The sequence below is a fragment of the Saccharopolyspora ipomoeae genome (assembly GCF_029952525.1).
In the GTDB taxonomy this organism is placed as follows: domain Bacteria; phylum Actinomycetota; class Actinomycetes; order Mycobacteriales; family Pseudonocardiaceae; genus Saccharopolyspora; species Saccharopolyspora ipomoeae.
The window spans coordinates 280,578-303,591 of sequence record NZ_JASAOF010000005.1 but is presented as its reverse complement, the minus strand read 5'-3'; the positions used below and the strand labels follow the sequence as shown (position 1 = coordinate 303,591).

General features: G+C 72.1%; 20 protein-coding genes. 16 read left to right on the top strand and 4 right to left on the bottom strand.

The window, feature by feature from the left end:
• Positions 1-162 precede the first annotated feature (162 nt).
• The 8 genes from pyrG (at position 163) to QFW96_RS12360 (ending at position 7,484) form a co-directional block, all read left to right on the top strand.
• Positions 163-1,878 carry a CTP synthase gene (gene pyrG / locus QFW96_RS12395; protein ID WP_406691715.1) on the top strand — a complete coding sequence of 572 codons (1,716 nt, stop codon included), beginning with the start codon at positions 163-165 and terminating at the stop codon, positions 1,876-1,878.
• A 76-nt stretch (positions 1,879-1,954) separates the two neighbouring features.
• A complete protein-coding gene (locus tag QFW96_RS12390) occupies positions 1,955-2,611 on the top strand; it encodes an NUDIX domain-containing protein (protein WP_281455735.1) in 657 nt (218 codons plus the stop codon).
• On the top strand, positions 2,608-3,555 hold the full coding sequence (xerD, locus tag QFW96_RS12385) for a site-specific tyrosine recombinase XerD (protein WP_281455734.1): 948 nt from the start codon (positions 2,608-2,610) through the stop codon (positions 3,553-3,555). The genes QFW96_RS12390 and xerD overlap by 4 nt, the downstream gene beginning before the upstream one ends.
• A gap of 175 nt (positions 3,556-3,730) precedes the next feature.
• Complete coding sequence (locus QFW96_RS12380) at positions 3,731-4,669, top strand: ParA family protein (protein ID WP_281455733.1); 939 nt, start codon at positions 3,731-3,733, stop codon at positions 4,667-4,669.
• Positions 4,666-5,025 (top strand): hypothetical protein, encoded by a 360-nt coding sequence (locus QFW96_RS12375; RefSeq protein ID WP_281455732.1) that lies wholly within the window; start codon positions 4,666-4,668, stop codon positions 5,023-5,025. The genes QFW96_RS12380 and QFW96_RS12375 overlap by 4 nt, the downstream gene beginning before the upstream one ends.
• Positions 5,022-5,969 carry a segregation and condensation protein A gene (locus QFW96_RS12370; protein WP_281455731.1) on the top strand — a complete coding sequence of 316 codons (948 nt, stop codon included), beginning with the start codon at positions 5,022-5,024 and terminating at the stop codon, positions 5,967-5,969. Before QFW96_RS12375 ends, QFW96_RS12370 begins: the two co-directional genes overlap by 4 nt.
• Positions 5,969-6,721 (top strand): SMC-Scp complex subunit ScpB, encoded by a 753-nt coding sequence (gene scpB / locus QFW96_RS12365; RefSeq protein ID WP_281455730.1) that lies wholly within the window; start codon positions 5,969-5,971, stop codon positions 6,719-6,721. The genes QFW96_RS12370 and scpB overlap by 1 nt, the downstream gene beginning before the upstream one ends.
• Positions 6,711-7,484, top strand: a complete 774-nt coding sequence (locus QFW96_RS12360) for a pseudouridine synthase (protein WP_281455729.1) — start codon at positions 6,711-6,713, stop codon at positions 7,482-7,484. Before scpB ends, QFW96_RS12360 begins: the two co-directional genes overlap by 11 nt.
• Positions 7,485-7,544: 60 nt before the next feature.
• Here QFW96_RS12360 and QFW96_RS12355 read toward each other — a convergent pair whose 3' ends face one another.
• Both QFW96_RS12355 and QFW96_RS12350 read right to left on the bottom strand, forming a co-directional pair.
• Positions 7,545-8,720, bottom strand: coding sequence for a cation:proton antiporter (locus tag QFW96_RS12355; protein WP_281455728.1), 1,176 nt, complete (start codon positions 8,718-8,720; stop codon positions 7,545-7,547).
• Positions 8,721-8,775: 55 nt separating this feature from the next.
• Positions 8,776-9,258 (bottom strand): cation:proton antiporter regulatory subunit, encoded by a 483-nt coding sequence (locus QFW96_RS12350; protein WP_281455727.1) that lies wholly within the window; start codon positions 9,256-9,258, stop codon positions 8,776-8,778.
• A gap of 182 nt (positions 9,259-9,440) precedes the next feature.
• Between QFW96_RS12350 and cmk the strand changes: the two genes are divergently transcribed.
• The 5 genes from cmk to QFW96_RS12325 all read left to right on the top strand — a co-directional run bounded on the left by cmk (position 9,441) and on the right by QFW96_RS12325 (position 14,104).
• On the top strand, positions 9,441-10,163 hold the full coding sequence (cmk, locus tag QFW96_RS12345) for a (d)CMP kinase (RefSeq protein ID WP_281455726.1): 723 nt from the start codon (positions 9,441-9,443) through the stop codon (positions 10,161-10,163).
• Positions 10,160-10,831, top strand: a complete 672-nt coding sequence (locus QFW96_RS12340) for a lysophospholipid acyltransferase family protein (RefSeq protein ID WP_281455725.1) — start codon at positions 10,160-10,162, stop codon at positions 10,829-10,831. The genes cmk and QFW96_RS12340 overlap by 4 nt, the downstream gene beginning before the upstream one ends.
• An 11-nt stretch (positions 10,832-10,842) precedes the next feature.
• Positions 10,843-12,261, top strand: coding sequence for a ribosome biogenesis GTPase Der (gene der / locus QFW96_RS12335; RefSeq protein ID WP_281455760.1), 1,419 nt, complete (start codon positions 10,843-10,845; stop codon positions 12,259-12,261).
• 83 nt (positions 12,262-12,344) lie between these two features.
• Positions 12,345-13,022, top strand: a complete 678-nt coding sequence (locus tag QFW96_RS12330; protein WP_281455724.1) for a response regulator — start codon at positions 12,345-12,347, stop codon at positions 13,020-13,022.
• A complete protein-coding gene (locus tag QFW96_RS12325) occupies positions 13,019-14,104 on the top strand; it encodes a sensor histidine kinase (RefSeq protein ID WP_281455723.1) in 1,086 nt (361 codons plus the stop codon). Before QFW96_RS12330 ends, QFW96_RS12325 begins: the two co-directional genes overlap by 4 nt.
• A 56-nt stretch (positions 14,105-14,160) precedes the next feature.
• Here the strand turns inward: QFW96_RS12325 and QFW96_RS12320 are convergent, their stop codons facing one another.
• Positions 14,161-16,239 (bottom strand): S9 family peptidase, encoded by a 2,079-nt coding sequence (locus tag QFW96_RS12320; RefSeq protein WP_281455722.1) that lies wholly within the window; start codon positions 16,237-16,239, stop codon positions 14,161-14,163.
• Between the two features lie 326 nt (positions 16,240-16,565).
• Here QFW96_RS12320 and QFW96_RS12315 point away from each other — a divergent pair, with 326 nt between their 5' ends.
• The 3 genes from QFW96_RS12315 to QFW96_RS12305 are packed head-to-tail and all read left to right on the top strand — an operon-like array spanning position 16,566 to position 21,606.
• Positions 16,566-17,522, top strand: coding sequence for a glycosyltransferase family 2 protein (locus QFW96_RS12315; protein WP_281455721.1), 957 nt, complete (start codon positions 16,566-16,568; stop codon positions 17,520-17,522).
• Positions 17,522-19,951, top strand: a complete 2,430-nt coding sequence (locus QFW96_RS12310; RefSeq protein ID WP_281455720.1) for a GtrA family protein — start codon at positions 17,522-17,524, stop codon at positions 19,949-19,951. The genes QFW96_RS12315 and QFW96_RS12310 overlap by 1 nt, the downstream gene beginning before the upstream one ends.
• On the top strand, positions 19,948-21,606 hold the full coding sequence (locus QFW96_RS12305) for a PIG-L deacetylase family protein (protein WP_281455719.1): 1,659 nt from the start codon (positions 19,948-19,950) through the stop codon (positions 21,604-21,606). Before QFW96_RS12310 ends, QFW96_RS12305 begins: the two co-directional genes overlap by 4 nt.
• On the opposite strand, the gene QFW96_RS12300 is transcribed toward QFW96_RS12305, so the two are convergent.
• The gene (locus tag QFW96_RS12300) at positions 21,603-22,946 is read right to left on the bottom strand and encodes an RbtT/DalT/CsbX family MFS transporter (RefSeq protein WP_281455718.1); all 1,344 of its coding nucleotides are present in this window, start codon (positions 22,944-22,946) and stop codon (positions 21,603-21,605) included. The two genes, QFW96_RS12305 and QFW96_RS12300, sit on opposite strands and share 4 nt — an antisense overlap.
• Positions 22,947-23,014 lie beyond the last annotated feature (68 nt).

The following is a 23,014-nucleotide window of genomic DNA, read 5'->3' as shown; positions in this document are numbered from 1 at the left end:
CGGTTGACCCGGCCGGTTCGCCGTTTTCGCGTAAGGCGGGTCTCGGTGCGGGCTCCGACCGCCGTGCGTTAGGCTGGAATTCCGTGGGAGCGACGGATCCAGCCGTCCTGCCAGCGCAGAAATCCAGCCAGGCGACGGCTTGACCACGGGGAGCTTTTCTTGGTGCCGCAAGCACGCACTATCAAGCACGTTTTCGTAACGGGGGGCGTCGCCTCTTCGTTGGGGAAGGGACTCACGGCGTCCAGCCTGGGCGAACTGCTCACCTCCCGCGGACTGCGGGTGACCATGCAGAAGCTCGACCCCTACCTGAACGTCGATCCGGGGACGATGAACCCCTTCCAGCACGGTGAGGTGTTCGTCACCGAGGACGGTGCTGAGACCGACCTGGACATCGGTCACTACGAGCGGTTCCTGGACCGCGATCTGACCCGCAACGCCAACGTCACCACCGGCCAGGTGTACTCCGCGGTCATCGCCAAGGAGCGCCGCGGCGAGTACCTGGGTGACACGGTGCAGGTCATCCCGCACATCACCGACCAGATCAAGGCCCGCATCCGGGCCATGGCCGAGCCCGACGAGAACGGCGTCACCCCGGACGTGGTGATCACCGAGGTCGGCGGGACCGTCGGCGACATCGAGTCGCTGCCGTTCCTGGAGGCCTGCCGCCAGGTCCGCCACGACGTGGGCCGCGACAACTGCTTCTTCCTGCACGTCTCGCTGGTGCCCTACCTGGCGCCGTCGGGAGAGCTGAAGACCAAGCCCACCCAGCACTCGGTGGCGGCCCTGCGCAACATCGGCATCCAGCCCGACGCGCTGGTGTGCCGCGCCGACCGCGAGCTCCCGGCCGACCTCAAGCGCAAGATCGCGCTGATGTGCGACGTCGACACCGACGGCGTGGTGGCCTGCCCGGACGCGCCGTCGATCTACGACATCCCGAAGGTGCTGCACAGCGAGGGCCTGGACGCCTACATGGTGCGCAGGCTCGGGCTGCCGTTCCGCGACGTCGACTGGTCGGTGTGGGGCGACCTGCTGGACCGGGTGCACAACCCGTCCGAGCGGGTGCGCATCGCCCTGGTCGGCAAGTACGTCGACCTGCCCGACGCCTACCTGTCGGTCACCGAGGCCCTGCGCGCCGGTGGGTTCGCCCACCACGCCAAGGTCGAGATCTCCTGGGTCGGTTCGGACACCTGCGAGACCGACGCCGGTGCCGCGCAGGCGCTGGCCGGGGTGGACGGCGTGCTGATCCCGGGCGGCTTCGGCGTGCGCGGCATCGAGGGCAAGCTCGGCGCCATCCGCTACGCGCGCACCAACAGCATCCCGATCCTCGGCCTGTGCCTGGGCCTGCAGTGCATGGTGATCGAGTCGGCGCGGTCGCTGGCCGGGCTGGAGCGGGCGAACTCCACCGAGTTCGAGGAGCCCTGCCAGCACCCGGTGATCAGCACGATGTCCGATCAGCACGACGTGATCTCGGGCGACCGGGACATGGGCGGCACCATGCGGCTGGGCTCCTACCCGGCGAAGCTGGCCGAGGGATCGCTGGTCGCCGAGGCCTACGGCAGCAGCGAGGTCCACGAGCGGCACCGGCACCGCTACGAGGTCAACAACGCCTACCGGGATCGCCTGAGCAAGGCGGGCGTGGTCTTCTCCGGCACCTCGCCGGACGACCGGCTGGTCGAGTTCGTCGAGCTCGACCGGGAGATCCACCCGTTCTTCGTGGGCACCCAGGCGCACCCGGAGCTCAAGAGCCGGCCGACCCGCCCGCACCCGCTGTTCGCGGCGTTCGTGAAGGCGGCGATCGACTACCGCGCGGCGGAGCGGCTGCCGGTCGAGCTGGAGCCGACGGTGGCCGAACCGGAGTCCGAGCCCGCCGGGGCCTGATCCATCGCAGGTGAGCGGCCCGCATCGACGATCACGTCGGTGCGGGCCGCGTCACGTTCGGGCGATCGGCTCTAGGGTGGTGGCTGTGGAGACCACGGGTAGCGGTGTCGCGCGCACCAACGGAGAGCACGAGTTCACCACGCTGACCAGCGAGGACGTTTACGTCGGGCGGATTCTGGCGCTGCGGGCCGACGAGGTCGGCATGCCGGGTGGCGGGCACGCGCGCAGAGAGGTCGTCGAGCACTACGGGGCGGTGGCCGTCGCCGCGATCGACGAGCAGGAGCGGGTCGTGCTGGTGCACCAGTACCGGTACCCGATCGGCCGCCGGTTGTGGGAGCTGCCCGCGGGTCTGATGGACGAGCCCGGCGAGGAACCGGTGCGCACCGCGCAGCGCGAGCTCGCCGAGGAGAGCGGGATGGCCGCCGAGAACTGGTCGGTGCTGGTCGACGTCGCCACCTCGCCCGGGTTCACCGACGAGGTGGTGCGGGTGTTCCTGGCCACCGGTCTGTCGGAGGTGGACCGGCCGGACGCGGTCGGCGACGAGGAGGCGGACCTGGTCATCGAGCGGTTCCCGCTGGCCGAGGCGGTGCGGATGGCGCTGGCGGGGGAGATCGTGAACGGGCCCGCGGTGGCGGGCCTGCTGGCCGCGCGGGCCGCCCTCGACGGTGTCGCGCCGCCCCGCCCGGCCGATGCCGAGTGGACCGACCGGCCGCAGCGGTTCGCCGCGCGGTGAAGGGTTTCGAATCGCTGCCGGCGGGACTGCGCTCCGCCGTCGGCGAGTACCTCGACCACCTCGCGGTCGAGCGCGGAACCGCGCGCAGCACCCTCGACTCCTACGCCCGCGACCTGCGTCGCTACGCGGAATTCCTGGTGACGCAGGGGGTTTCCGCGCTCGACGAGGTGCGCACCGAGCACCTGGCCGAATTCCTGGCGCAGCTGCGCGAAGGCGTCGAGGGACGGCCGCCGCTGGCGTCGTCGTCGGCGGCGCGGGCTCTGGTGGCCGCGCGCGGGCTGCACCGCTTCGCCCACGCAGAGGGCCGCATCGCCGTCGACGTGGCCCGCGAGGTCGCGCCGCCGAGCCCGCCGAAGCGGCTGCCGAAAGCGCTGTCGGTGGACGACGTGGGTCGGCTGCTGGAGCACGCCGGGGGCGACGATCCGCGCGGTCTGCGGGACCGGGCGCTGCTGGAACTGCTGTACTCGACGGGTGCGCGGATCTCCGAGGCGGTGGGGCTCGACGTCGACGACATCGACCGCACCGACCGGACCGTGCTGCTGGACGGCAAGGGCGGCAGGCAGCGGCTCGTGCCGATCGGACGTCCCGCGCTGGAGGTGTTGGAGGCCTACCTGGTGCGGGCGAGACCGGGGCTGGTGGCGCGCGGGCGCGGCAGTTCGGCGGTGTTCCTGAATTCGCGCGGCACCGGACTTTCCCGCCAGAGCGCCTGGAACGCGTTGAAAACAGCTGCGCAACGGGCGGGAATCGCTGAAACCGTCTCGCCGCACGTGCTGCGCCATTCCTTCGCCACGCACCTGGTGGAAGGAGGGGCGGACGTGCGGGTGGTGCAGGAGCTGCTCGGGCACGCCTCGGTGACCACGACGCAGGTGTACACGCTGGTCACGGTCAACACGCTCCGGGAGGTCTACGCCACCGCGCATCCGCGCGCACACCTTTCGGGGTGAGATCACCACTTGCGCATGCGCGTGATCAACCAAGGCGGTAGATCTTCATCACAGCAGAATCACGGCCATTCCACCGAGTCAATTACCGACACCACGGCGAGGCACGTTGCCGCAGCTCGTTTGAGCGACTTAGGCTGCGATCGATCGCCACCGGTACCGAAGGAGTCAGATCGCCATGTCGTTGCCGCATCCTTCCGCCGCCCGGCGGCCTCGGGGCGCGGTCGACCTGAGCATCGCCCCCGAGACCACGGGTCCTGAGGCCAACGCCGACAACCAGGACAGCCGCGGTCTCGGTCCGACCGGTCGGCCGCTCCGCCACATCCCCGAACCACCGCTGCTGGACCACCACGGTCCCGCGTCGGTGCTGGCGATGTGCAACCAGAAGGGCGGCGTCGGCAAGACCACCTCGACGATCAACCTCGGTGCCGCGCTGGCCGAACACGGGCGTCGGGTGCTGCTGGTGGATTTCGACCCGCAGGGCGCGCTCTCAGTCGGCCTCGGCGTGCAGCCGCACCAGCTAGAGCAGACCATCTACAACGTCATCATGGAGCGCGGGGTCACCGTCGACGACGTGGTGCGCCGCACCACCGTCGAGGGCATGGACCTGCTGCCCAGCAACATCGATCTGTCGGCCGCCGAGGTGCAGCTGGTCACCGAGGTCGGCCGCGAGCAGACGCTGCTGCGCGTGCTGCGGCAGTCGATCGAGGAGTACGACTACATCCTGGTCGACTGCCAGCCCTCGCTCGGCCTGCTCACCGTCAACGCGCTGGCCGCCGCCGACGGCGTGATCATCCCGCTGGAGTGCGAGTTCTTCAGCCTGCGCGGGGTGGCGCTGCTGATCGACACCATCGAGAAGGTGCGCGAGCGGCTGAACCCGAAGCTGGAGATCAGCGGGATACTGGCCACCATGTTCGACCCGCGCACGCTGCACTCGCGCGAGGTCATGCAGCGCGTCGTGGAGGCGTTCGGCGACGTCGTGTACGACTCGGTGATCAACCGGACCGTGCGGTTCCCGGAGACCACGGTCGCCGGTGAGCCGATCACCCGCTGGGCGCCGCGCTCCGCCGGAGCTCAGGCCTACCGGGCGCTGGCCCGCGAGGTGATCGCTCGATGACGCGTCGGGTCGCCCTGCCCGGAGCCGCCGAACTGTTCCGTACTACTGTTCCCCGAACGGATCAGGCCTCGGCGCCGCAGGAGGACCGGACGCCGGCCGCCCCGGTCGAGGAGCGGGGACGGCCGCGGACGGCGGGTTCCGGTCGGCGCAAGCACGATTCGAAGATCACCGTGTACGTGTCCGACGAGGAGTTGCTGGGTTTGGAGCAGGCTCGGCTCGCGTTGCGGGCGGACCACGGCATCGCCGTGGACCGCGGCCGCGTCGTGCGCGAGGCGATCGCGGTGCTGCTCTCCGACTTCACCGAGCGCGGTGCGGACTCCGTCCTGGTCCGGCACCTGCGGGAGTCCGGCGAGTGACCGATGCCGCACAACCCGCGCCCTCCGGCGCTGGGGCCGAATTCGCGCCCTCCGACGCAGGGGCCGAACTCGCGCCCTCCGGCGCCGGGACCGACGCAGCGCAGCAGGATTCGCCGTTAGTCGCACCCGAGGAGCAGTCCGGTGACGGCAAGTTCACCGTGCGGCTGGAGAACTTCGAGGGACCGTTCGACCTGCTGCTGCAGCTGATCTCGGCGCACGAGCTCGACGTCACCGAGGTGGCGCTGCACAAGGTCACCGACGAGTTCATCGCCTACACCCGCGCGCTCGGCGAGCAGTGGGACCTCGACGAGACCACCGAGTTCCTGGTGGTCGCCGCGACGCTGCTGGACCTCAAGGCCGCGCGGCTGCTGCCCGCCGCCGAGGTCGAGGACGAGGCCGACCTCGCGCTGCTGGAGGCCCGCGACCTGCTGTTCGCGCGGCTGCTGCAGTACCGCGCCTACAAGCAGGTGGCGGCGCTGTTCGGCGAGCTGGAGGCCGGTGCGCTGCGCCGCTACCCGCGTTCGGTGTCGGTGGAGGAGCGCTACGAGAACCTGCTGCCGGAGGTGGTGATCGGCGTCGACCCGCAGCGGTTCGCCGAGATCGCCGCCTCGGTGTTCCGGCCGAAACCGCCGCCGACGGTGTCGCTGGACCACATCCACCAGCACGGCGTCTCGGTGCGCGAGCACGCGGCGCTGCTGCGGGTGCGGCTGGCCGAGAAGGGCACGCTGACCTTCACCGAGCTGGTGTCGGACTGCGGGCACACGGTCGAGGTGGTGGCCCGGTTCCTGGCGCTGCTGGAGCTGTACCGGGAGAAGGTGCTGCAGTTCGAGCAGGACAGCCCGCTCGGCGAGCTGCAGGTGACCTGGGTCGGCGGCTCGCTCGACCAGGCCCGAGCCGAGGCCGAGGAGCAGCGCGCCAACCAGGAAGAGGAGGAGTACGGCTGATGCCCGCCGAGGAATCCGAGGTTCCCGCTGGGACCTCCGTCCCCGAGAGCAACGGCGAGGTTTCGACTGAAACGTCCTTCCCACCGGAGGCCGACGAGGTGGCGGAGCCGACCGGAGCCGCTGAGCCGGATGCGGTTTCCGCCGGAACCCCCGGTGATCAGGGCGAGGGTGCCGGGGACGACGCCGTGGAGGTGTCGGGGGCTCCGGATCTGACGGAGGACTCCGAGCTGGACGCCGCGCTGGAGGCGTTGCTGCTGGTGGTGGACGTGCCCGCGGGAGAGGAGCTGCTGGCCGACACGCTGGAGCAGCCCGTGGGACGGGTGCGCGGCTCGCTGCGGCGGTTGTCCGAGGGCTACGCCGAGAGCGAGCGCGGCATCGACCTGCGCTACGTCGGCGACGGCTGGCGGTTCTACTCGCGGGAGAAGTACGCGGGCTACGTCGAGCGCTACCTGCTCGACGGGCAGCGGACCAAGCTGACCCGGGCTGCGCTGGAGACTCTCGCGGTGATCGCCTACCGGCAGCCGGTGACGCGCTCGCGGGTCGCGGCGGTACGGGGTGTGAACGTGGACGGGGTCATCCGTACCCTGGTGGGGCGCGGCCTGATCGGTGAGGCCGGCACCGACCCGGAGACGGGCGGCATCCTGTACTGCACGACCGAGCTGTTCCTGGAGCGGCTGGGGCTGTCGTCGCTCAAGGACCTGCCGCCGCTCGCACCCCTGTTGCCCGAAGTGGATTCGATCGATGACGTCTGAACGCCGTTCCCCGTCCAGTGCCGCGAAGCACCCCAGCGAAGAGGGGGTGCGGTTGCAGAAGGTGCTGTCGCAGGCCGGTGTCGCGTCGCGGCGGGCCGCCGAGGAGATGATCGTCGAGGGCCGCATCGAGGTCGACGGCGAGGTCGTCATGGAGCTGGGCCGCCGCGTCGACCCGGAGACCGCGGTCATCCACGTCGACGGCAGCCGCATCATGGTCAACAACAACCTGACGCACCTGCTGCTGAACAAGCCCGCCGGGATCCTGTGCACCATGTCCGACGACAAGGGCCGTCCGTGCATCGGTGACTACCTGCGGGAACGCCAGGGCAAGCTGTTCCACGTGGGCCGCCTGGACCAGGACACCGAGGGCCTGCTGCTGATCACCAACGACGGCGAGCTCGCCAACCGGCTGATGCACCCGTCCTACAAGGTCCGCAAGACCTACATGGCCGAGGTGCTCGGGCCCATCCCGAAGGACCTCGGGCAGCGGTTGAAGGAGGGCGTGGAGCTCGACGACGGTCCGGTGAAGGTGGACCGCTTCAAGCTGGTCGACCAGAACCAGAACCGAGCGCTGGTCGAGATCGTGCTGCACGAGGGCCGCAAGCGCATCGTTCGCCGGCTGCTCAAGCACGTCGGCCACCCGGTGCAGCGCCTGGTGCGCACCCGCATCGGCGACGTCCAGCTCACCACCGAGCGGCAGGGCGCCATCCGGCCGCTCAACCGCCAGGAGATCAGCTCGCTGTACAAGATCGTCGGCATGTGACGCGCTGAGAACGTCGGAAGCCGCGGCCGGGAACGCTCCCGACCGCGGCTTCCGCGCATCTCAGGCCGCCTGGGGCTTGCGGGTCAGCACCGCGCGGGCCAGGGGTTCCACGACGCGAGCGGCGACCGGTCCGAGGATCGCCATGAGCAGCACGTAGGCGGTGGACAGGGCCGCCATCTCGCCGTTCACCGCGCCGGAGGACACCGCCAGACCCGCGATGACGATGGAGAACTCGCCGCGCGCCACCAGCGCGGCGCCCGCGCGCAGCCGACCCATCCGCGCCACGCCCTGCATGCGGGCCGCGATCCAGCCGGTGAGCACCTTCGTCAGGACGGTCAGCACGGCCAGGCCCAGCGCGACCGGCAGCACCGGCGGGATCAGCTCCGGGTCGGTGTTGAGGCCGAAGACGACGAAGAACACCGCGGCGAACAGGTCGCGCAGCGGCTCCAGCATCCGGGTCGCGTTCTGCGCGGTGGACCCGGAGATCGCGATGCCCAGCAGGAACGAGCCGACCGCGGCCGAGACCTGCAGCTCCGAGGCCAGCCCGGCGACCAGCAGCGCGGCGCCGAGCAGGCGCAGCAGGAACACCTCGGGATCGGGGCTGTCGACGATCGCCGAGACGTACTTGCCGAAGCGCAGCGCGATCACCAGCACGACGGTGATCACCAGCAGCGAGATGCCGACGGCGGTCAGCCCGCCGACGAAGCTCACCCCCGCCAGCAGGGCGGTGAGGATCGGCAGGTAGACGGCCATCGCGAGGTCTTCGAAGACCAGGATCGACAGGATCACCGGGGTTTCGCGGTTACCGAGCCTGCCCAGGTCGCCGAGCACCTTGGCGACGATGCCCGACGAGGAGATGTAGGTGACACCGGCCATCGCCAGCGCCCCGATCGGTCCCCAGCCCAGCGCCAGGGCCACCAGGGCGCCCGGGGCGGCGTTGAGCACGATGTCGATCACGCCCGCCAGCCACGAGCGGCGCAGGCCGGTGACCAGCTCGCCCGCGGAGTACTCCAGCCCGAGCAGGAGCAGCAGGAGCACCACGCCGATCTCGGAGGCGATGTGGGTGAACGGCTGGATGCCGTGCAGCGGGATCAGGCCGCCGGTGCCGAACGCGACCCCGCCCAGCAGGTACAGCGGGATCGGGGATATCCCGATCTTCCACGCGAGCCTCCCGAGGATGCCGAGACCGAAGAACACCGCTCCCAGCTCGATAAGGGAGATCGCCGTGTCGTGCACCGTGTTTCCTCTCGCGTGTTCCCTGCGTATGGAGTTGTGACGGTCGCGATCCTCCTCAGCCCCGGGCGAGGATCTCCTCGGCCGCGCGCAGCCCGTCGGCCGTGCCCACCACGACGACCAGGTCGCCGGAGGCGAAGACGAAGTCCGGCCGCGGTGACGGGTGGACGACGCCGTCGCGGACCACCGCGACGATCGACACCGAGGTGCGGGTGCGCATCTCGGTGTCGCCGAGCTCCCGTCCCGCGTAGGGCGAACCGGCGGGCACCGGCAGCTGCCAGGTGGTCACCCCGGCGACCTCCCGCTGCTGCTCGGAGAGCTTGGCCACCAGCTGCGGAGCCCCCAGCAGCCCGGCCAGCGTGCTGGTCTCGGTGCTGGACAGCTCCACCGAGGCGGCGACCTTGTCCGGGTCCTCGTGGTCGGAGACGATCAGCTCGAAGCGACCGTCCCGGTAGGTGATCACCCCGACGCGGTGACCGGATCCGGTGGTGAAGTCCTGGCGCGTGCCGAGCCCCGGCAGCGGAGTCACAGTTACGTCCACCCTTTTAACCCTAAAGGTCTGGACCCGTATTCCTAGATCCGCCCGGCGTTCTCGCGGTCTCGGTCCGGTTCCGATCCGCAACCGGGTGCGATGCCGACCACCGCGTGGCGGCCAGGCAGAATGGTTCGTTGGTTCCGGCGACCCGCCGGGGCCGTGCACGTGATGCGGGGAGGAACGGCGACGTGGCGCAGGCCAGGCTTCGCGGAGTGGTGGCTCTCGACGGACCGTCGGGCACCGGCAAGTCCACGGTGTCCAGGAAGTTGGCGGCGGCGCTCGGCGCGACCTACCTCGACACCGGTGCCATGTACCGGGCGGTGACGCTCGCGGTGCTGCGCGCCGGGGTCGACCCGGCCGACGCCGTCGAGGTGACCCGGGTGGCCCGGGCCGCCGAGCTGAGCATGGGCACCGACCCGCTGGCTCCCGGCGTGCGGCTGGACGGGGCCGAGGTCGAGGGCGAGATCCGGGGCCCGGAGGTCACCGGCGCGGTGTCGGCGGTCTCGGCGGTCGCCGAGGTCCGCGAGCTGCTGGTGGCGCTGCAGCGGGAGCTGATCGGCCGGGCGATGACCGAGCCGGGCGGCATGGTCGTCGAGGGCCGCGACATCGGCACCGTCGTGGTGCCGGACGCGGGACTGAAGGTGTACCTGACGGCCTCCGCCGAGGCGCGGGCCGCGCGCCGCACCGCCCAGGACGCCTCCGACGGGAGGCGGAGCGACCTGCGCAGCACGCACGCCGACGTGCAGCGCCGCGACGCCCTGGACTCCGGCCGCAAGGTCGCGCCGCTGCGCCAGGCCGATGACGCGGTGGAGGTCGACAGCACCGACCTCGACATCCACGGGGTCCTCGAACAGCTCATCAAGCTCGTGGAATCGCGCGGGCTCGTGACCGGCGACGGAGGTGCGGTGTGAGCGAGCAGCTCCCCGACGGTTCCTGGCCGTGGCTGCACCGGGTCGGCCAGTGGATCTCGCGGCGCCCGCTGCGCCTGCCGTTCCGGGTGAAGGTCCACGGCGCCGACCGGGTGCCGCGCACCGGCCCGGTCGTGCTGGTGGCCAACCACAGCTCCCTGCTGGACGGCCCGCTGCTGCTGGGAATGGTGCCGCGCCCGGCGGTGTTCCTGATCAAGCAGGAGATGTTCAAGGGCGCGCTGGGCTGGTTCCTGACCCGCATCGGGCAGATCGGCGTCCGCCGCGGCGAACCCGACCGCACCCCGCTGCTCGCGGCCGTGCGCGTGCTCAAGGGCGGCGGGCTGGTCGGGGTGTTCCCCGAGGGCACCCGCGGTTCCGGCGACGTCGACAACGCCCAGCACGGGGCCGCGTGGCTGGCGCGCGCCTCGGGCGCCCAGATCCTGCCGGTGGCCTGCCGGGGCACCCGACGACCCGAAGGGTCGGGCCGTAGGCTGTTACCCAGGATCGACGTGTTGTTCGGGGAGCCGATTTCCCCGGCGGGCGGCAAGGGCCGCGCCGGGCTGGTGGCGGCGACCGACACCGTGCGCACCGAACTGGTCGAGCTGATCGCCGAGTTGGATCGGCTGGTCGCCGACCGGACCGAAGACGATGTGAGAGGTAAACGAGCGTGACCGACGAGTCGCTGGAGGGCCTGGACGGCACGTGGTCCGACGAGTCCGAGTGGGCGGAGTTCGACGAGGCCGCCGCCGAGGGCGACGAGGCCCCGCCGAAGCCGCAGCCGGTGCTGGCCGTGGTCGGACGCCCCAACGTGGGCAAGTCCACCCTGGTCAACCGGCTCCTGGGGCGGCGTGAGGCCGTCGTGCAGGACACCCCGGGCGTGACCCGGGACCGCGTCGCCTACGACGCGCTGTGGAACGGCCGCCGCTTCACGGTGGTCGACACCGGTGGTTGGGAGCCCGACGCCAAGGGCCTGCAGAGCTCGGTGGCCGCGCAGGCCGAGATGGCGATGCACACCGCCGACGCGATCGTGCTGGTCGTCGACGCCAAGGTCGGCGCGACCGCCACCGAGGAAGCCGTGGCCCGCGTGCTGCGCCGCTCGAAGCGGCCGGTGATCGTGGTCGCCAACAAGGTCGACGAGGAGCGCGGCGTGGCCGACGTCCACTCGCTGTGGTCGCTGGGCCTGGGCGAGCCGATGCCGGTCAGCGGTCTGCACGGGCGCGGTTCGGGCGACCTGCTGGACAAGGTCCTCGAAGCCCTGCCGGAGACGCCGCGCGAGGTGTTCGGCGCCAGCGGCGGCCCGCGCCGGGTCGCGCTGGTCGGCAAGCCCAACGTCGGCAAGTCCAGCCTGCTCAACAAGCTCACCGGCGAGGACCGCTCGGTCGTGCACGACGTCGCGGGCACGACCGTGGACCCGGTCGACTCGCTGGTCGAGCTCGACGGCCAGGTGTGGCGGTTCGTCGACACCGCCGGGCTACGCAAGCGGGTCAAGACCGCCAGCGGCACCGAGTACTACGCGTCGCTGCGCACCAAGGCCGCCATCGAGGCCGCCGAGGTCGCGATCGTGCTCGTCGACGGCTCCGAGCCGATCAGCGAGCAGGACCTGCGGGTGATCACGATGGTGGTCGAGTCGGGCCGCGCGCTGGTGCTGGCCTACAACAAGTGGGACAAGGTCGACGAGGACCGCCGCCACCAGCTGGAGAAGGAGATCGACCGCGAGCTGGTGCGGGTGCGCTGGGCCGAGCGGGTCAACGTCTCCGCGCTGACCGGGCGCTCGGTGGCGAAGCTGGCGCCCCAGCTGCGCACCGCGCTGGACTCCTGGGACACCCGGATCTCCACCGGCCGTCTCAACGGCTGGCTCAACGAGCTCGTCGCCGCGAACCCGCCGCCGGCGCGCGGCGGGCGCCAGCCGAAGATCATGTTCGCCACCCAGGCGCAGACGCGGCCGCCGACGATCGTGCTGTTCACCACCGGGTTCCTGGAGGCCGGCTACCGGCGGTTCCTGGAGCGCAAGTTCCGCGAGACGTTCGGCTTCGTCGGCAGCCCGGTGCGGATCTCGGTGCGCGTGCGCGAGCGGAAGGCCAAGGGCAAGGGCAAGCGCTGAACCGGCGGTCCGTGCGCTGCGGGTCGGCGGTGGCGGGTTAGTCTGCTGGCGACCCTCGGGAAGCAGCGGAGGTGAACCGAGAGGTGGCGGGAACCGACGGCGGTGCGCCGATCAGGGTCGTGCTGGCCGACGACGAGCCGATGCTGCGGCGCGGGCTCAAGGTCCTGCTCGAGAGCGGCGGCACCATCGAAGTGGTGGCCGAGGCCGAGGACGGCCGCGGCCTGCTGTCCGAGGTGCGCGCCCACCGCCCGCACGTCGCCCTGATCGACGTGCAGATGCCGGGCACCGACGGGCTCGCCGCGCTGCAGGACCTGGTGCGGCTGCCCGAACCGCCCGTAGCGGCGATGCTGACCACCTTCGACCTCGACGACTACGTCACCGAGGCGCTGCGCTTCGGCGCCCAGGGCTTCCTGCTCAAGGACGCGGAGCCGGAGGTGCTGGTCCGCGCGGTGCAGGACCTCGCCGCCGGTGGTGCGGTCCTCGACCCGCGGATCACCGCGCGCCTGCTGCCGCGGCTGCGCACCAGCAGCGAGAACGCCCGCGAGCAGACCCTGGTCAAGGCGCTGTCCGGGCGCGAGCGCCAGGTGCTGCAGCTGCTCGCCGACGGCCGATCCAACGCCGACATCGGCAGTCGCCTGGGCCTCACCGAGGCCACCGTGAAGAGCTACGTCTCGACGGTGCTGAGCAAGTTGGGCGCGCAGAACCGGGTGCAGGCCGCTCTCATCGCGCAGCGCGTCGCCGGTGTCGGGGGCGAGCGGTGAACGGCGTGCGCCTGCGGTTCTGGGGCCTGGAGGTCCTGGCCGTCGGACTGCCCGTCGCCGCGGTCCTGGCCGCGCCCGACCCGTTCGGGTACAAGGTCATCTCCGGGTTGGCCGCCGCGCTGCTGCTGCCGCTGCGGCACCGCTGGCCGCGGCTGGCCGTGCTGCTGTGCATGCCGGCGATGGCCGGTGGCCTGGGCTGGGCGGCGATCCTGGTGGCGATGTTCCGGGTCGGCCGGGTCCACCCGCAGCTGCGAGAACTGGCCGGGTGGGTGCTGCTGACCTGCGTCGTCGCGGTCGCCCCGGTGCTGCTCACCCAGTCGCTGACACCAGGTTCGATCCTGCTGACCCTGGCGTTCGTGCTGCTGTCGGCGGGCGCCCCGGCCGCGATCGGGATGCTGGTGGCGCTGCGCGAGCAGCTCGCCGACAGCCTGCAGCGGTTGGCCACGGCCAGCGAGGTCGCGGCGCAGGCCAAGGCCGAGGTGGCGCGGGCCGAGGAGCGGGCCCGCATCGCCCGGGAGATCCACGACGCCGTCGGCCACCACGTCACGCTCATCGCCGTCGAGTCCGCCGCGCTCGGCGCGACCAGCGACGACCCGGCGGTGCGCGAGGCCGCGACCCGGGTGCGCGGGCTGGCCAAGCAGGCGTTGGGCGAGATGCGCTCGACCCTCGGACTGGGGACCGCGCAGGCCGACGGCCAGGCGCAGACGATCTCCGACCTGGTGGGCCAGGCCCGGGCCTCCGGGGTGGACGTGGAGCTGACCGGTGAGCTGGCGAACCACGAGGTTCCGGGCGCGGTCGAGCGCGCCGCCTACCGGGTCGTTCAGGAGGCGCTGACCAACGCTTCCAAGCACGCGCCCGGCGCCGGGATCAGGGTGGACCTGAGCAACCGGGCCGACGCGCTGCGCATCGTGGTCACCAACGGCGCCCCCGATGCCGCGCGCGAACCGATCACGGACCTCACCGGTGGCGCGGGCCTGGAAGGCCTGTCCGAGCGGATCCGGATGGCCGGCGGCGAACTCGACGCCGGCCCCTCCGAGGACGGCGGCTTCCAACTGGTCGCCGTCCTGCCCCAGAAGTCCTAGGACCTGTTCCCAGCGGTTGCCGTGCTCGGCGTGCCGGCCGCGAGAACCGACGACTTCTAGCGGGCCAGGGACTTCTTCAGGAAGTCCACCTGCATGACCAGCAGGTTCTCGCTGGTGGTCTCGTCGGTGGGCATGTGGCTCACGCCCGCCAGCGGCAGCACCGTGTGCGGGCGGGCCGCCGCGGTCAGGGCCGCCGAGAGCCGCAGGCCGTGGGCGAGCACCACGTTGTCGTCGACCGTGCCGTGCACGATCAGCATCGGGCGCTCCAGCTTCGCGGCGTCGCGCAGCAGCGAGTTCGCCTCGTAGACCTCCGGCGAGGTGTTCGGGTCGCCCAGGTAGCGCTCGGTGTAGTGGGTGTCGTAGAGCCGCCAGTCCACGACACCGGCGCCGACGACCGCGGCGTGGAAGACGTCCGGGCGGCGCAGCACCGCCAGGCCCGCCAGGTAGCCGCCGAAGGACCAGCCGCGGATCGCGACCCGGCTCAGGTCCAGCTCCGGGTGCTCGGCCGCGGCCGCGTGCAGCGCGTCGACCTGGTCCTGCAGCGGCGGTCCTGCCAGGTCACCGGCGATCGCGCGATCCCAGTCCGGTCCGCGCCCCGCCATCCCGCGGCCGTCGGTGACCAGCACCGCGAAGCCCTGGTCGGCGAACCACTGCGAGGTCAGGTAGCCCTGCTGGCGGGCCAGCACCCGCTGGGCGTGCGGGCCGCCGTAGGGGTCCAGCAGGACCGGCAGCGGACCGTCGGCGGGGGAGTGACCGCTGGGCAGCAGCAGGGCGCTGCGCAGCTCGCGCTCGCCGAGCCGCAGCAGCCGGACGTTGAGGTCCAGGCCGTGCTCCTCGGCGTGGTTGGCGATCTCGGCGACGGTCCGGCTGCCGCGGCGCACCACCACGCGGGTGCGTGGCTGATCCGGGGAACCGGTGGCCACGACCAGCACGTCGCCGCCGCGGGTGCCGGTGTGCACGCCGAACTCGCCGGTCAGGCGCTCGTGCCCGGCGGCGGTGACGCGGTAGAGGTGCACCTCGGCCGGATCGTCCTCGGAACCGGAGATCAGCACGTCGTCGGCGCCGACGTCGACGATGCCGCGCACCTGCAGCGGGGCCGAGGTCCACGGCCGGTCGCCCACGACCAGGCGGTAGGCGCCCTCGGCGGCGTCGACGCGCACCAGCTCGCCCGACGGCGTCCACGACGGCCAGCCCGGCTTGATGTCGATCCAGTGCGGGTCGGTGTCCCGGTGGATCTCCTCGGTCGTGCCCGCCTCGGTATCGACCGCGAGGACCAGCTGGGTGCGCTGGTCCCGGGTCTGCACCGCCAGCAGCGGGCTGCCGTGCCCCGACCAGTGCGCGGTGGCCAGGTACGGGTAGGTGTCGCGGTCCCACTCGACCGCCACGCGGGTGCCGTCGAGGGCGATCGCGTGCAGCGACACCTCCGCGTTGGCGGTCCCGGCGGCGGGGTAGCGCGTAGCGACCGGAACGCGGTCGGGGTGCGCGGGATCGCCCAGGTACCAGTGCCGGACCGGGGACTCGTCGACCCGCGCCACCAGCAGCGACCCGCCGTCCGGGGACCACCAGTAGCCGCGGTGGCGGTCCATCTCCTCGGCCGCGATGAACTCCGCCGCGCCCCAGGTCACGTTCTCGCCGTCCGGTTCGACCAGGGCCCGGTCGCCGGAGCCGTCGGCGGCGATCAGCCGCAGCGAGCTGCCGGACAGGTAGGCGATGCGGGAGCCGTCCGGGCTGGGGCGCGGGTCGGCGACCGGCTGCTGGACCGGCAGCTCGCGGGCCTCGCCGGTGGTGGTGCCGACGGTGAACAGGCGGCCGGACAGGGTGAACACGACCAGCTCGCCGTCGCGGTCGGTGCTGTAGCCGGTGATGCCGGTGGCCCGCTCCCGGGCGCGTTCCCGGCGGGCCTGCTCCTCGGCGCTGACCTGCTCGTCGGCCTGCAGCGTCGCCGGGTCGACCAGCAGCCGCTCGGTGCCCGTGGCGGTGTCCAGCGCCCACAGGGCGGTGGTGCGGTCGGTTCCGCTGGTCGAGCGCAGGAACAGGACGTGCGCACCGCCTCCGACGACGGTGAAGTTACGAGGCGCACCCAGGCTGAAGCCCTGCGTGCGTGCGCTCCGGCGAGGAAACGATGCGGACGACATGCGAACCAGCCTGCCATCACGCACACCCGGATGCCGCACCAGGTCGATTCCTCGCCAAGACCGGACCCCGTGCCACCGCTCGTCCCGGTGCGACCCGATTTCAATGGAAGTCGGGTCTCCGATTCCCGTTGAAATCCGGTTCCCGATTTCCATTGAAATCGGGAACCTCGCGGCGGATTTCGCACCGGGACGGGGGATTCGTCGGTGTGTTGGGAGGGGGTCCCGGCCGGTTCGGCGGGCACGGTTTCGGTGATCTCGCAAGGCCCGCAGCGGATTCCGGATCTCCGGAGCGCGGGCGTCGGCTCCGAAACGGATGAGAACTCCCCATGCACCTGTCGATGGTGGTGCCGTGCTTCAACGAGGAGCACGGAGTGCAGCGGCTGCACGACGCGCTGGTGGCCGCGCTGTCGGGCGCGACCCGGGACTACGAGGTGATCCTGGTCGACGACGGCAGCACCGACCGCACGCTGGACGAGGCGCGGCGCCTCAACGAGCACGACCCCCGGTTCCGGTACGTGTCGCTGAGCCGCAACTTCGGCAAGGAATCGGCGATGCTGTGCGGCCTCCGGCACGCGCGCGGCGACCGGGTCGCGCTGCTCGACGCCGACCTGCAGCACCCACCGGCGCTGCTGCCGCGGATGCTGGTGCTGCTCGACACCGGCTACGACCAGGTCGTGGCCCGGCGCAGCCGTTCCGGCGACCGACCCTGGCGGACCGCGCTGTCCCGCACCTACTACCGGCTCGCGCGGCGGTTCCTGGACGTCCGGTTGCAGGACGGGGCCGGGGACTTCCGGGTGCTGTCGCGGCGCGCGGTCGACGCGCTGCTGTTGCTGCCCGAGCAGCACCGCTTCTCCAAGGGGCTGTTCGCGTGGATCGGCTTCGACACCGGATGCGTCACCTACCGCAACGTGCCCCGGGAGATCGGTGCCTCGCGGTGGCGGCCCTCGGCGCTGGTCGATCACGGAGTCGACGGGCTGACCTCGTTCAACGATCACCCGCTGCGCCCGGCCCTCTACCTCGGCCCGCTCGCCTTCGCGTTCGGCGGCGTCGCGGCCGCGATCGTCGACGGTCCGCAGCGCTGGGCGGCGGCGCTGCTCGGGTCCGCCGGGATCGAGGTGTTCCTGCTCGGCGTGCTGGGGGAGTACGTCGGGCGCACCTGCGCCGAGGTCCGGCAGCGGCCGCACTACCTGGTCAAGGAGTCCAGCCCGGCGCCGGTCGACCTGCGCGCCGCGGAGTTGGTTCCAGGATCTGGGCTGGTTCCGGGACCTGGGCTGGTGTCGTGATGTGGCGGCGGATCGGAGCCTCGCAGTTCGGCCGGTTCGCGCTGGTGGGCGGGGCGAACACCTCCGTGCACTGGGCGGTGTACCTGGGGTTGTGGCTGGTGCTGCCTTACCTGCTGGCGCACGTGCTGGCCACCGCCGCGGCGACGCTGTGCTCCTACGCGCTGCACTGCCGGTTCACCTTCCGGGTGCCGCCCACCGGGCGGTCGCTGCTGCTGTTCCCGCTGTGCAGCCTGGCGCTGCTGGTGGTGAGCACGGCGGCGGTGGCGCTGGCGGTGAGCGTGTACGGGATCGATCCGAGGTTGGCGCCGCTGGTGGGTTTCGCGCTGGTCCCGGTGACGTTCCTGGCCAGCCGCGCCGCCCTGACCCGGGGACAGGTCGGGGAGTGGCGAGGTGCGGCCGGGGTCGCGCTGGCGACTGCCGCGCTGGGGACGTTGCCGCTGTTGGTGAACCCGTCGTTCTACTTCGCCGACGACAGCGCCGCGCAGTTCCTGCCGATGTGGCACCGGCTCGGCGAACGGCTGCTGGCCGGGCAGTGGTCGCTGGGGCTGGAACCGGACTCGTGGATGGGCGGCAACCTCGCCGCCGAGTCGCTGTTCGGCATCTGGAACCCGGTGCACCTGCTGGACTACGTCCTCGTCGCGCTCATCGGCGACCTGGCCGTGGCCGGGGCGGTGGTGAAGATCCAGTTCCTGGTGCTGCTGGCGGTCGGCACGTACCTGCTGTGCCGGGGTTGCGGTGCGAAACCCGCTGCCGCGTCGGCGTTGTCGGTGGCGCTGCCGGTGTCGGGGTTCGTGCTGCACTTCGAGGCCGCGAGCTGGGCCGGTGGGCTGATGGGACTGGCGTGGCTGCCGTGGGCGTGGTGGGCGCTGCGCCGCCACGTCGCCGACGGTGCGCCCGCCTTGCTGCCGTTCGCGCTGTGCTACCTGTGCGTCTCGGCGGGCGACCCGTACGCGCTGCTGGCGTTGTGCCTGGTCTTCGCCGGGTTGGCGGTCGAGTTCGGGCCGCGTCGGTTGCTCGGGATCGGGGCGGCGGTGGCGGCGTGCCTGCCGCTGGTGTTCTGGCCGGTGCTGGCGACCTCGTCGGTGGGGTGGCGGTCGGGTGCGGAGCTGTTCAACTCGGGGCTGCTGGTCCCCGGGGTCGGGGACCTGCTCAACGCCAGCACACCGGGTTTCCTGCCGCAGATCCTGTCCTTCGGCGACTACCGGATGACGGTTCCGGCGACGTTCCTGGCCTGGTTCGCGGTACCGCTGCTGCCCTGGGTGGACTGGCGCGCGGTGCCGTGGCGGCGGTGCCGGGCGGTGCTGGTGGTGGCCTGCTGCTCGGTGCTGCTGTGCCTCGGACCGTCGAACGTGTGGATGTTCCGCTGGCCGCTGCGGCACATCGCGGTCCTGCACCTGGCGCTCGCGGTGCTGCTGGCGGTGGCGCTGTCGGGAGGGCTGCTCCGGGACCGGGCGAGGGTGCGGGCGGCGGCGTCCGGGCTGCTGGTGCTGGTGGGCGGCTACCTCGCGGTCGCGGCGTGGCCGGCGCAGGCGCCCAAGCACGTCATCGGGTTGGCCCTGGTCGCGCTCCTGCTGGCGTGCGCGCTGCGGACGCGGCTGTTCGTGGTGCTGCACCTGGGAACCGCGCTGGTGCTGGGGTTGCAGCTGCTGTGGTTCCCGATCAACCGGGACGTCGCGGACTACCGCTTCCCGACCGACGTCGCGGCCCTGCGCGCGGAGCACGCCGCGTCGCGTGGTGGAACGGTCGTGCAGATCGCCGCCCGCGAGGCGATTCCGCCGGAGACGATCGCCGACGGCAGCGCGTGGTCGGAACTGCTGCTGGGCAACATGCCCGCGGCGGCTGGGACGGCGAGCCTGGTGTCCTACACCGGGATCGGGCACGAGGCGCTGCACCGGACCTTGTGCCTCAACTACTTCGGCGCCACCTGCCCGCAGGCCTACGACCGGCTGTGGGGGTCGGACCGGCTCGCCGACCAGCTCAGAGCCACCCGGGTCGTGGTGCAGCGGCGGCTGCGGGAGGTGACCGACGCACCGCCGGGTTGGCGCGTGTCGCACCGGGGCGCCGAGGTCGTCGTGCTCACCCGCACCACGCCGCTCCCGTGGCCGGGCGGGCGGGTCGGCGCGGCGCGCGGGATCCGGGTGATCGAGGACGTGCAGCGCGGCGCGCGCCGCGAGACCGTGCGCTTCACCGGACACGGGGAGCTGGTGTTCGCGCGGCTGCACTGGCCCGGATATCGGGCCGCCGTGGACGGGCGTCCGGTTCCGGTCGCGGCGACCGACGCCGGTCTGCTGACCGTGCGGATCCCCAAGGACCTCGACGGCGGCGTGCTGGCGGTGACGTGGGCGCCACCGGGGGTGCGCGCGGGATTGCTGCTGGTGGTGGCCGGGGCGTTGGCGGCGCTGGTGCTGTCGCGGAGGTGGGCCCGATGAGAACGGCCGTTGCGCTGCTGACGATCCTGCTGTGCTCGCTCACCCCCGGTGCCGCCGCGGCCGCGCCGAGAGCGTCGCACGTGCAGGTCGTGGCGCACCCCGACGACGACATGCTGTTCATGAGCCCGGACGTGGCCCTGGCGCTGCGCTCGGGAGCCAGGGTGACGACGGTGTTCCTCACGGCGGGGGAGAGCGACGTGCGCCCGCCCGCCGACTACGCGGCGAGCAGGCAGTCGGGCACCCGCGCCGCGTTCGCCGCGATGGCCGGTGCCGCCGACGACTGGACCCGCTCGGCGCTGGCGCTGCCCGGAGGCCGGCAGGCCGAGCTGCAGCGGCTCCGGCAACGGCCCGAGGTCGCGCTGGTGTTCCTCGGCCTGCCCGACGACAACGACCCCGATTCCCGGCACGCACTGAGCGAGCTCTGGCGCGATCCCGCGCATCGCGTGCCCACGATTCCCGCGACCGGCTCGGTCGTGTCCGCGACCGGCCACGACCGGGCGTCGGTGATCGGATCGCTGCGCCGGATCGTCGACGAGTTCGCGCCGACGCTGGTGCGCACCCAGGACCCGCGTCCGGATCCGCGCTACCAGGGGCAGTGGGGTGCCGCCCACGACCACCCCGATCACGTCGCCACCGCCCGGTTCACCGAAACCGCGCTGCGCGGAGCGGATCTGCCGCTGCTGCACTACCGCGACTACAACGTCGCCGACGCCCCGGCGAACCTCCCGGACCGGGTCGTGGCCGCCAAGCGCGCCGTGTTCGCCCGCTACGCCGAGCACGACCCGCAGGTGAGCCTCGGCGCACCCTACGACGCCTGGCTGGCCTCGATGCGGCTCCGCCGTCCGTGGGGAACCCGGTGGGCCACCGCCGACCGGCACGCGCACGTGCGCGGAAACCGGCTCGTGCTCACCGAATCCGGCGTTGAGTCCGCTGTGGACGCACCGTTCGTGCCGCGCGAGGGATCGGTGAGCTTCGCCGACCCGAGCAGGCTCGTGGTGCAGGAGCGCGACAGCGGCGCGGTGTGGCTCCAGGACGGCGATCGGCCGTGGCTCCCGCTCGGAACACCACCGCCGCGTCGACCGGGAGCGGACCTCGGACCACCGTCGGCGGTGTCGGTCGGCGACCGGGTGGTCGTCGCGGTCCGCGACCAGGGCGGGGGAGTGAGCGTCCGCGACAGCGGCGGGTGGTGCCGCCTCGGCGGTACCGACGTCCTCGACGAGGTGTCCGCGGTGCTCGCCGGCGACGGCGAGGTCCACGTGATGGCGGCGTCGCGGACCGGGATGCGGCACTGGCGGCTCACCCCGTCCGGGTGCGGCGAACCGGTCGCCTCGACCGAGCACCCGGTCGGTGGCATCGCGACGACCAGCGGGTACGCAGCTTTCCGGGACTCCCGAGGAGATCTGGTCGTGCTGGCCGAGCACGCGGGGTGGCAGCGCACGCGGACCATCGACGCCGAGGCGGTCTCCGACCCGGCGATCGCCCCCGGCCCCGTGCTCGCGATCCGCAACGCCGACGGACTCCTGGAGATCGTCCGGCCCGACGGCAGCAGAACCGCGCTCGGCCCCGTCGAAGGCCGGCCCGTGATGACCCCGGACGGCGATCAGGCCGCCGCCCTCACGGACGACGGCCTGATCACGACCTTCGACGTACCCTAGGCCGAAGCGCGGGCGGCCTCGGGAGCACCGGCGCGGGACGCGCGGTGCTCGCCCGGGTCGCTGTCGTCCTTCATCCGCAACGACAGCACGCCCACCGCCAGGTACATCAGGCAGAACACGATCGTCGCACCACCGCCGCCGACCAGCGGGTACAGCGCGGTCACCACGACCGGGCCGACGAACGCCGCTCCACCGGCGCCGAAGTTCAGCACCGCCAGCGCCGAGCCCTTGTCCTTGGTCGCCACCATCGACGGCATCAGCGCCGACAGCGGCACGAAACCGGCCAGCACCAGGCCGTAGACCACGCCGAACGTCGCCGCCACGGCGAAGCTCTGCGACGCCATCGAGCTGAAGTACCAGAGCGGCGTCGCGATCGCGCAGCCCACGCAACCGAACCAGGTCACGGTGCGACGCCAGCCGAAGCGGTCGCCGAACACCCCGAAGAACAGGTTCGCCGCGATGTTCGCGCCGTAGGCGATCGACGCCAGCGACGCCACCTGCGCCGCCGTCAGGAAACCGCCGTCCGGGGCGGCCGGACCGAAGGTGAACGGGAACATCGCGAAGAACCCGTACTGCGGCGCCGTGTTCACGATGCGGATCAGGCCACCGGCCAGCACCCGGCGATCCCGCCACAGGATGTCCACGCCCTCCGCCAGGCGCTTGAGGCTGCGCGGGTTCTCCACCGTCTCGTCCGCGATCGGCTGCAGCCCGTGCTCCTCGCGCACCGCGAACGAACCCAGCAGCACACCGACCGTCACCACGACCAGCGACAGCACCAGCGTCTGGTAGTCGGACAAGCCGAACACGCCGATCGACAGCGCCGCCAGCGCGGCACCCAGCGTCGGCAGACCACCGGTGAAGGCGAACCAGAACCAGCCGGCCACCGAACCGCGCATCTTCGTCGGGCTCGCCACCTGCGCCCACGCCAGGAACGAGAACGCGAACAGCGGGTAGGCCAGGCCGCGGATGCCGTAGGTGGCGACGATGAACACCGCGTTGTGCGAGGGCAGCGCCGCGAAGAGGAACAGGCACTCGAACCCGACCCACCAGGCGCCACCCAGCCACATCACCCGGCGCGGGCCCCAGATCGCCGAGAGCGTCCCGGAGAACCACGCCGCGATCATGGCCGCGACGCCGTAGAGGGTGACCGTGGCGAAGGAGGCCACCGCGCCCGGCAGGGCGCCGCCCTCGGGTTTCTGCAGGTAGTCGGACAGGAACGTGGTCTCCACCCCGTCACCGATCATGAAGATCAGGACGGCTACGAAGCCCCATGCGAGTTGTCTGGGGATGCCGATGCGGTCCAGGATGCCGGATGTTCCGGCTGCGGACGTTTGGGACATCACTGTCTCCAACAGGTCGGATGTTTCAGCGCCTACGAATGTCGGCCATCATGCACCCTGTTGAAGTT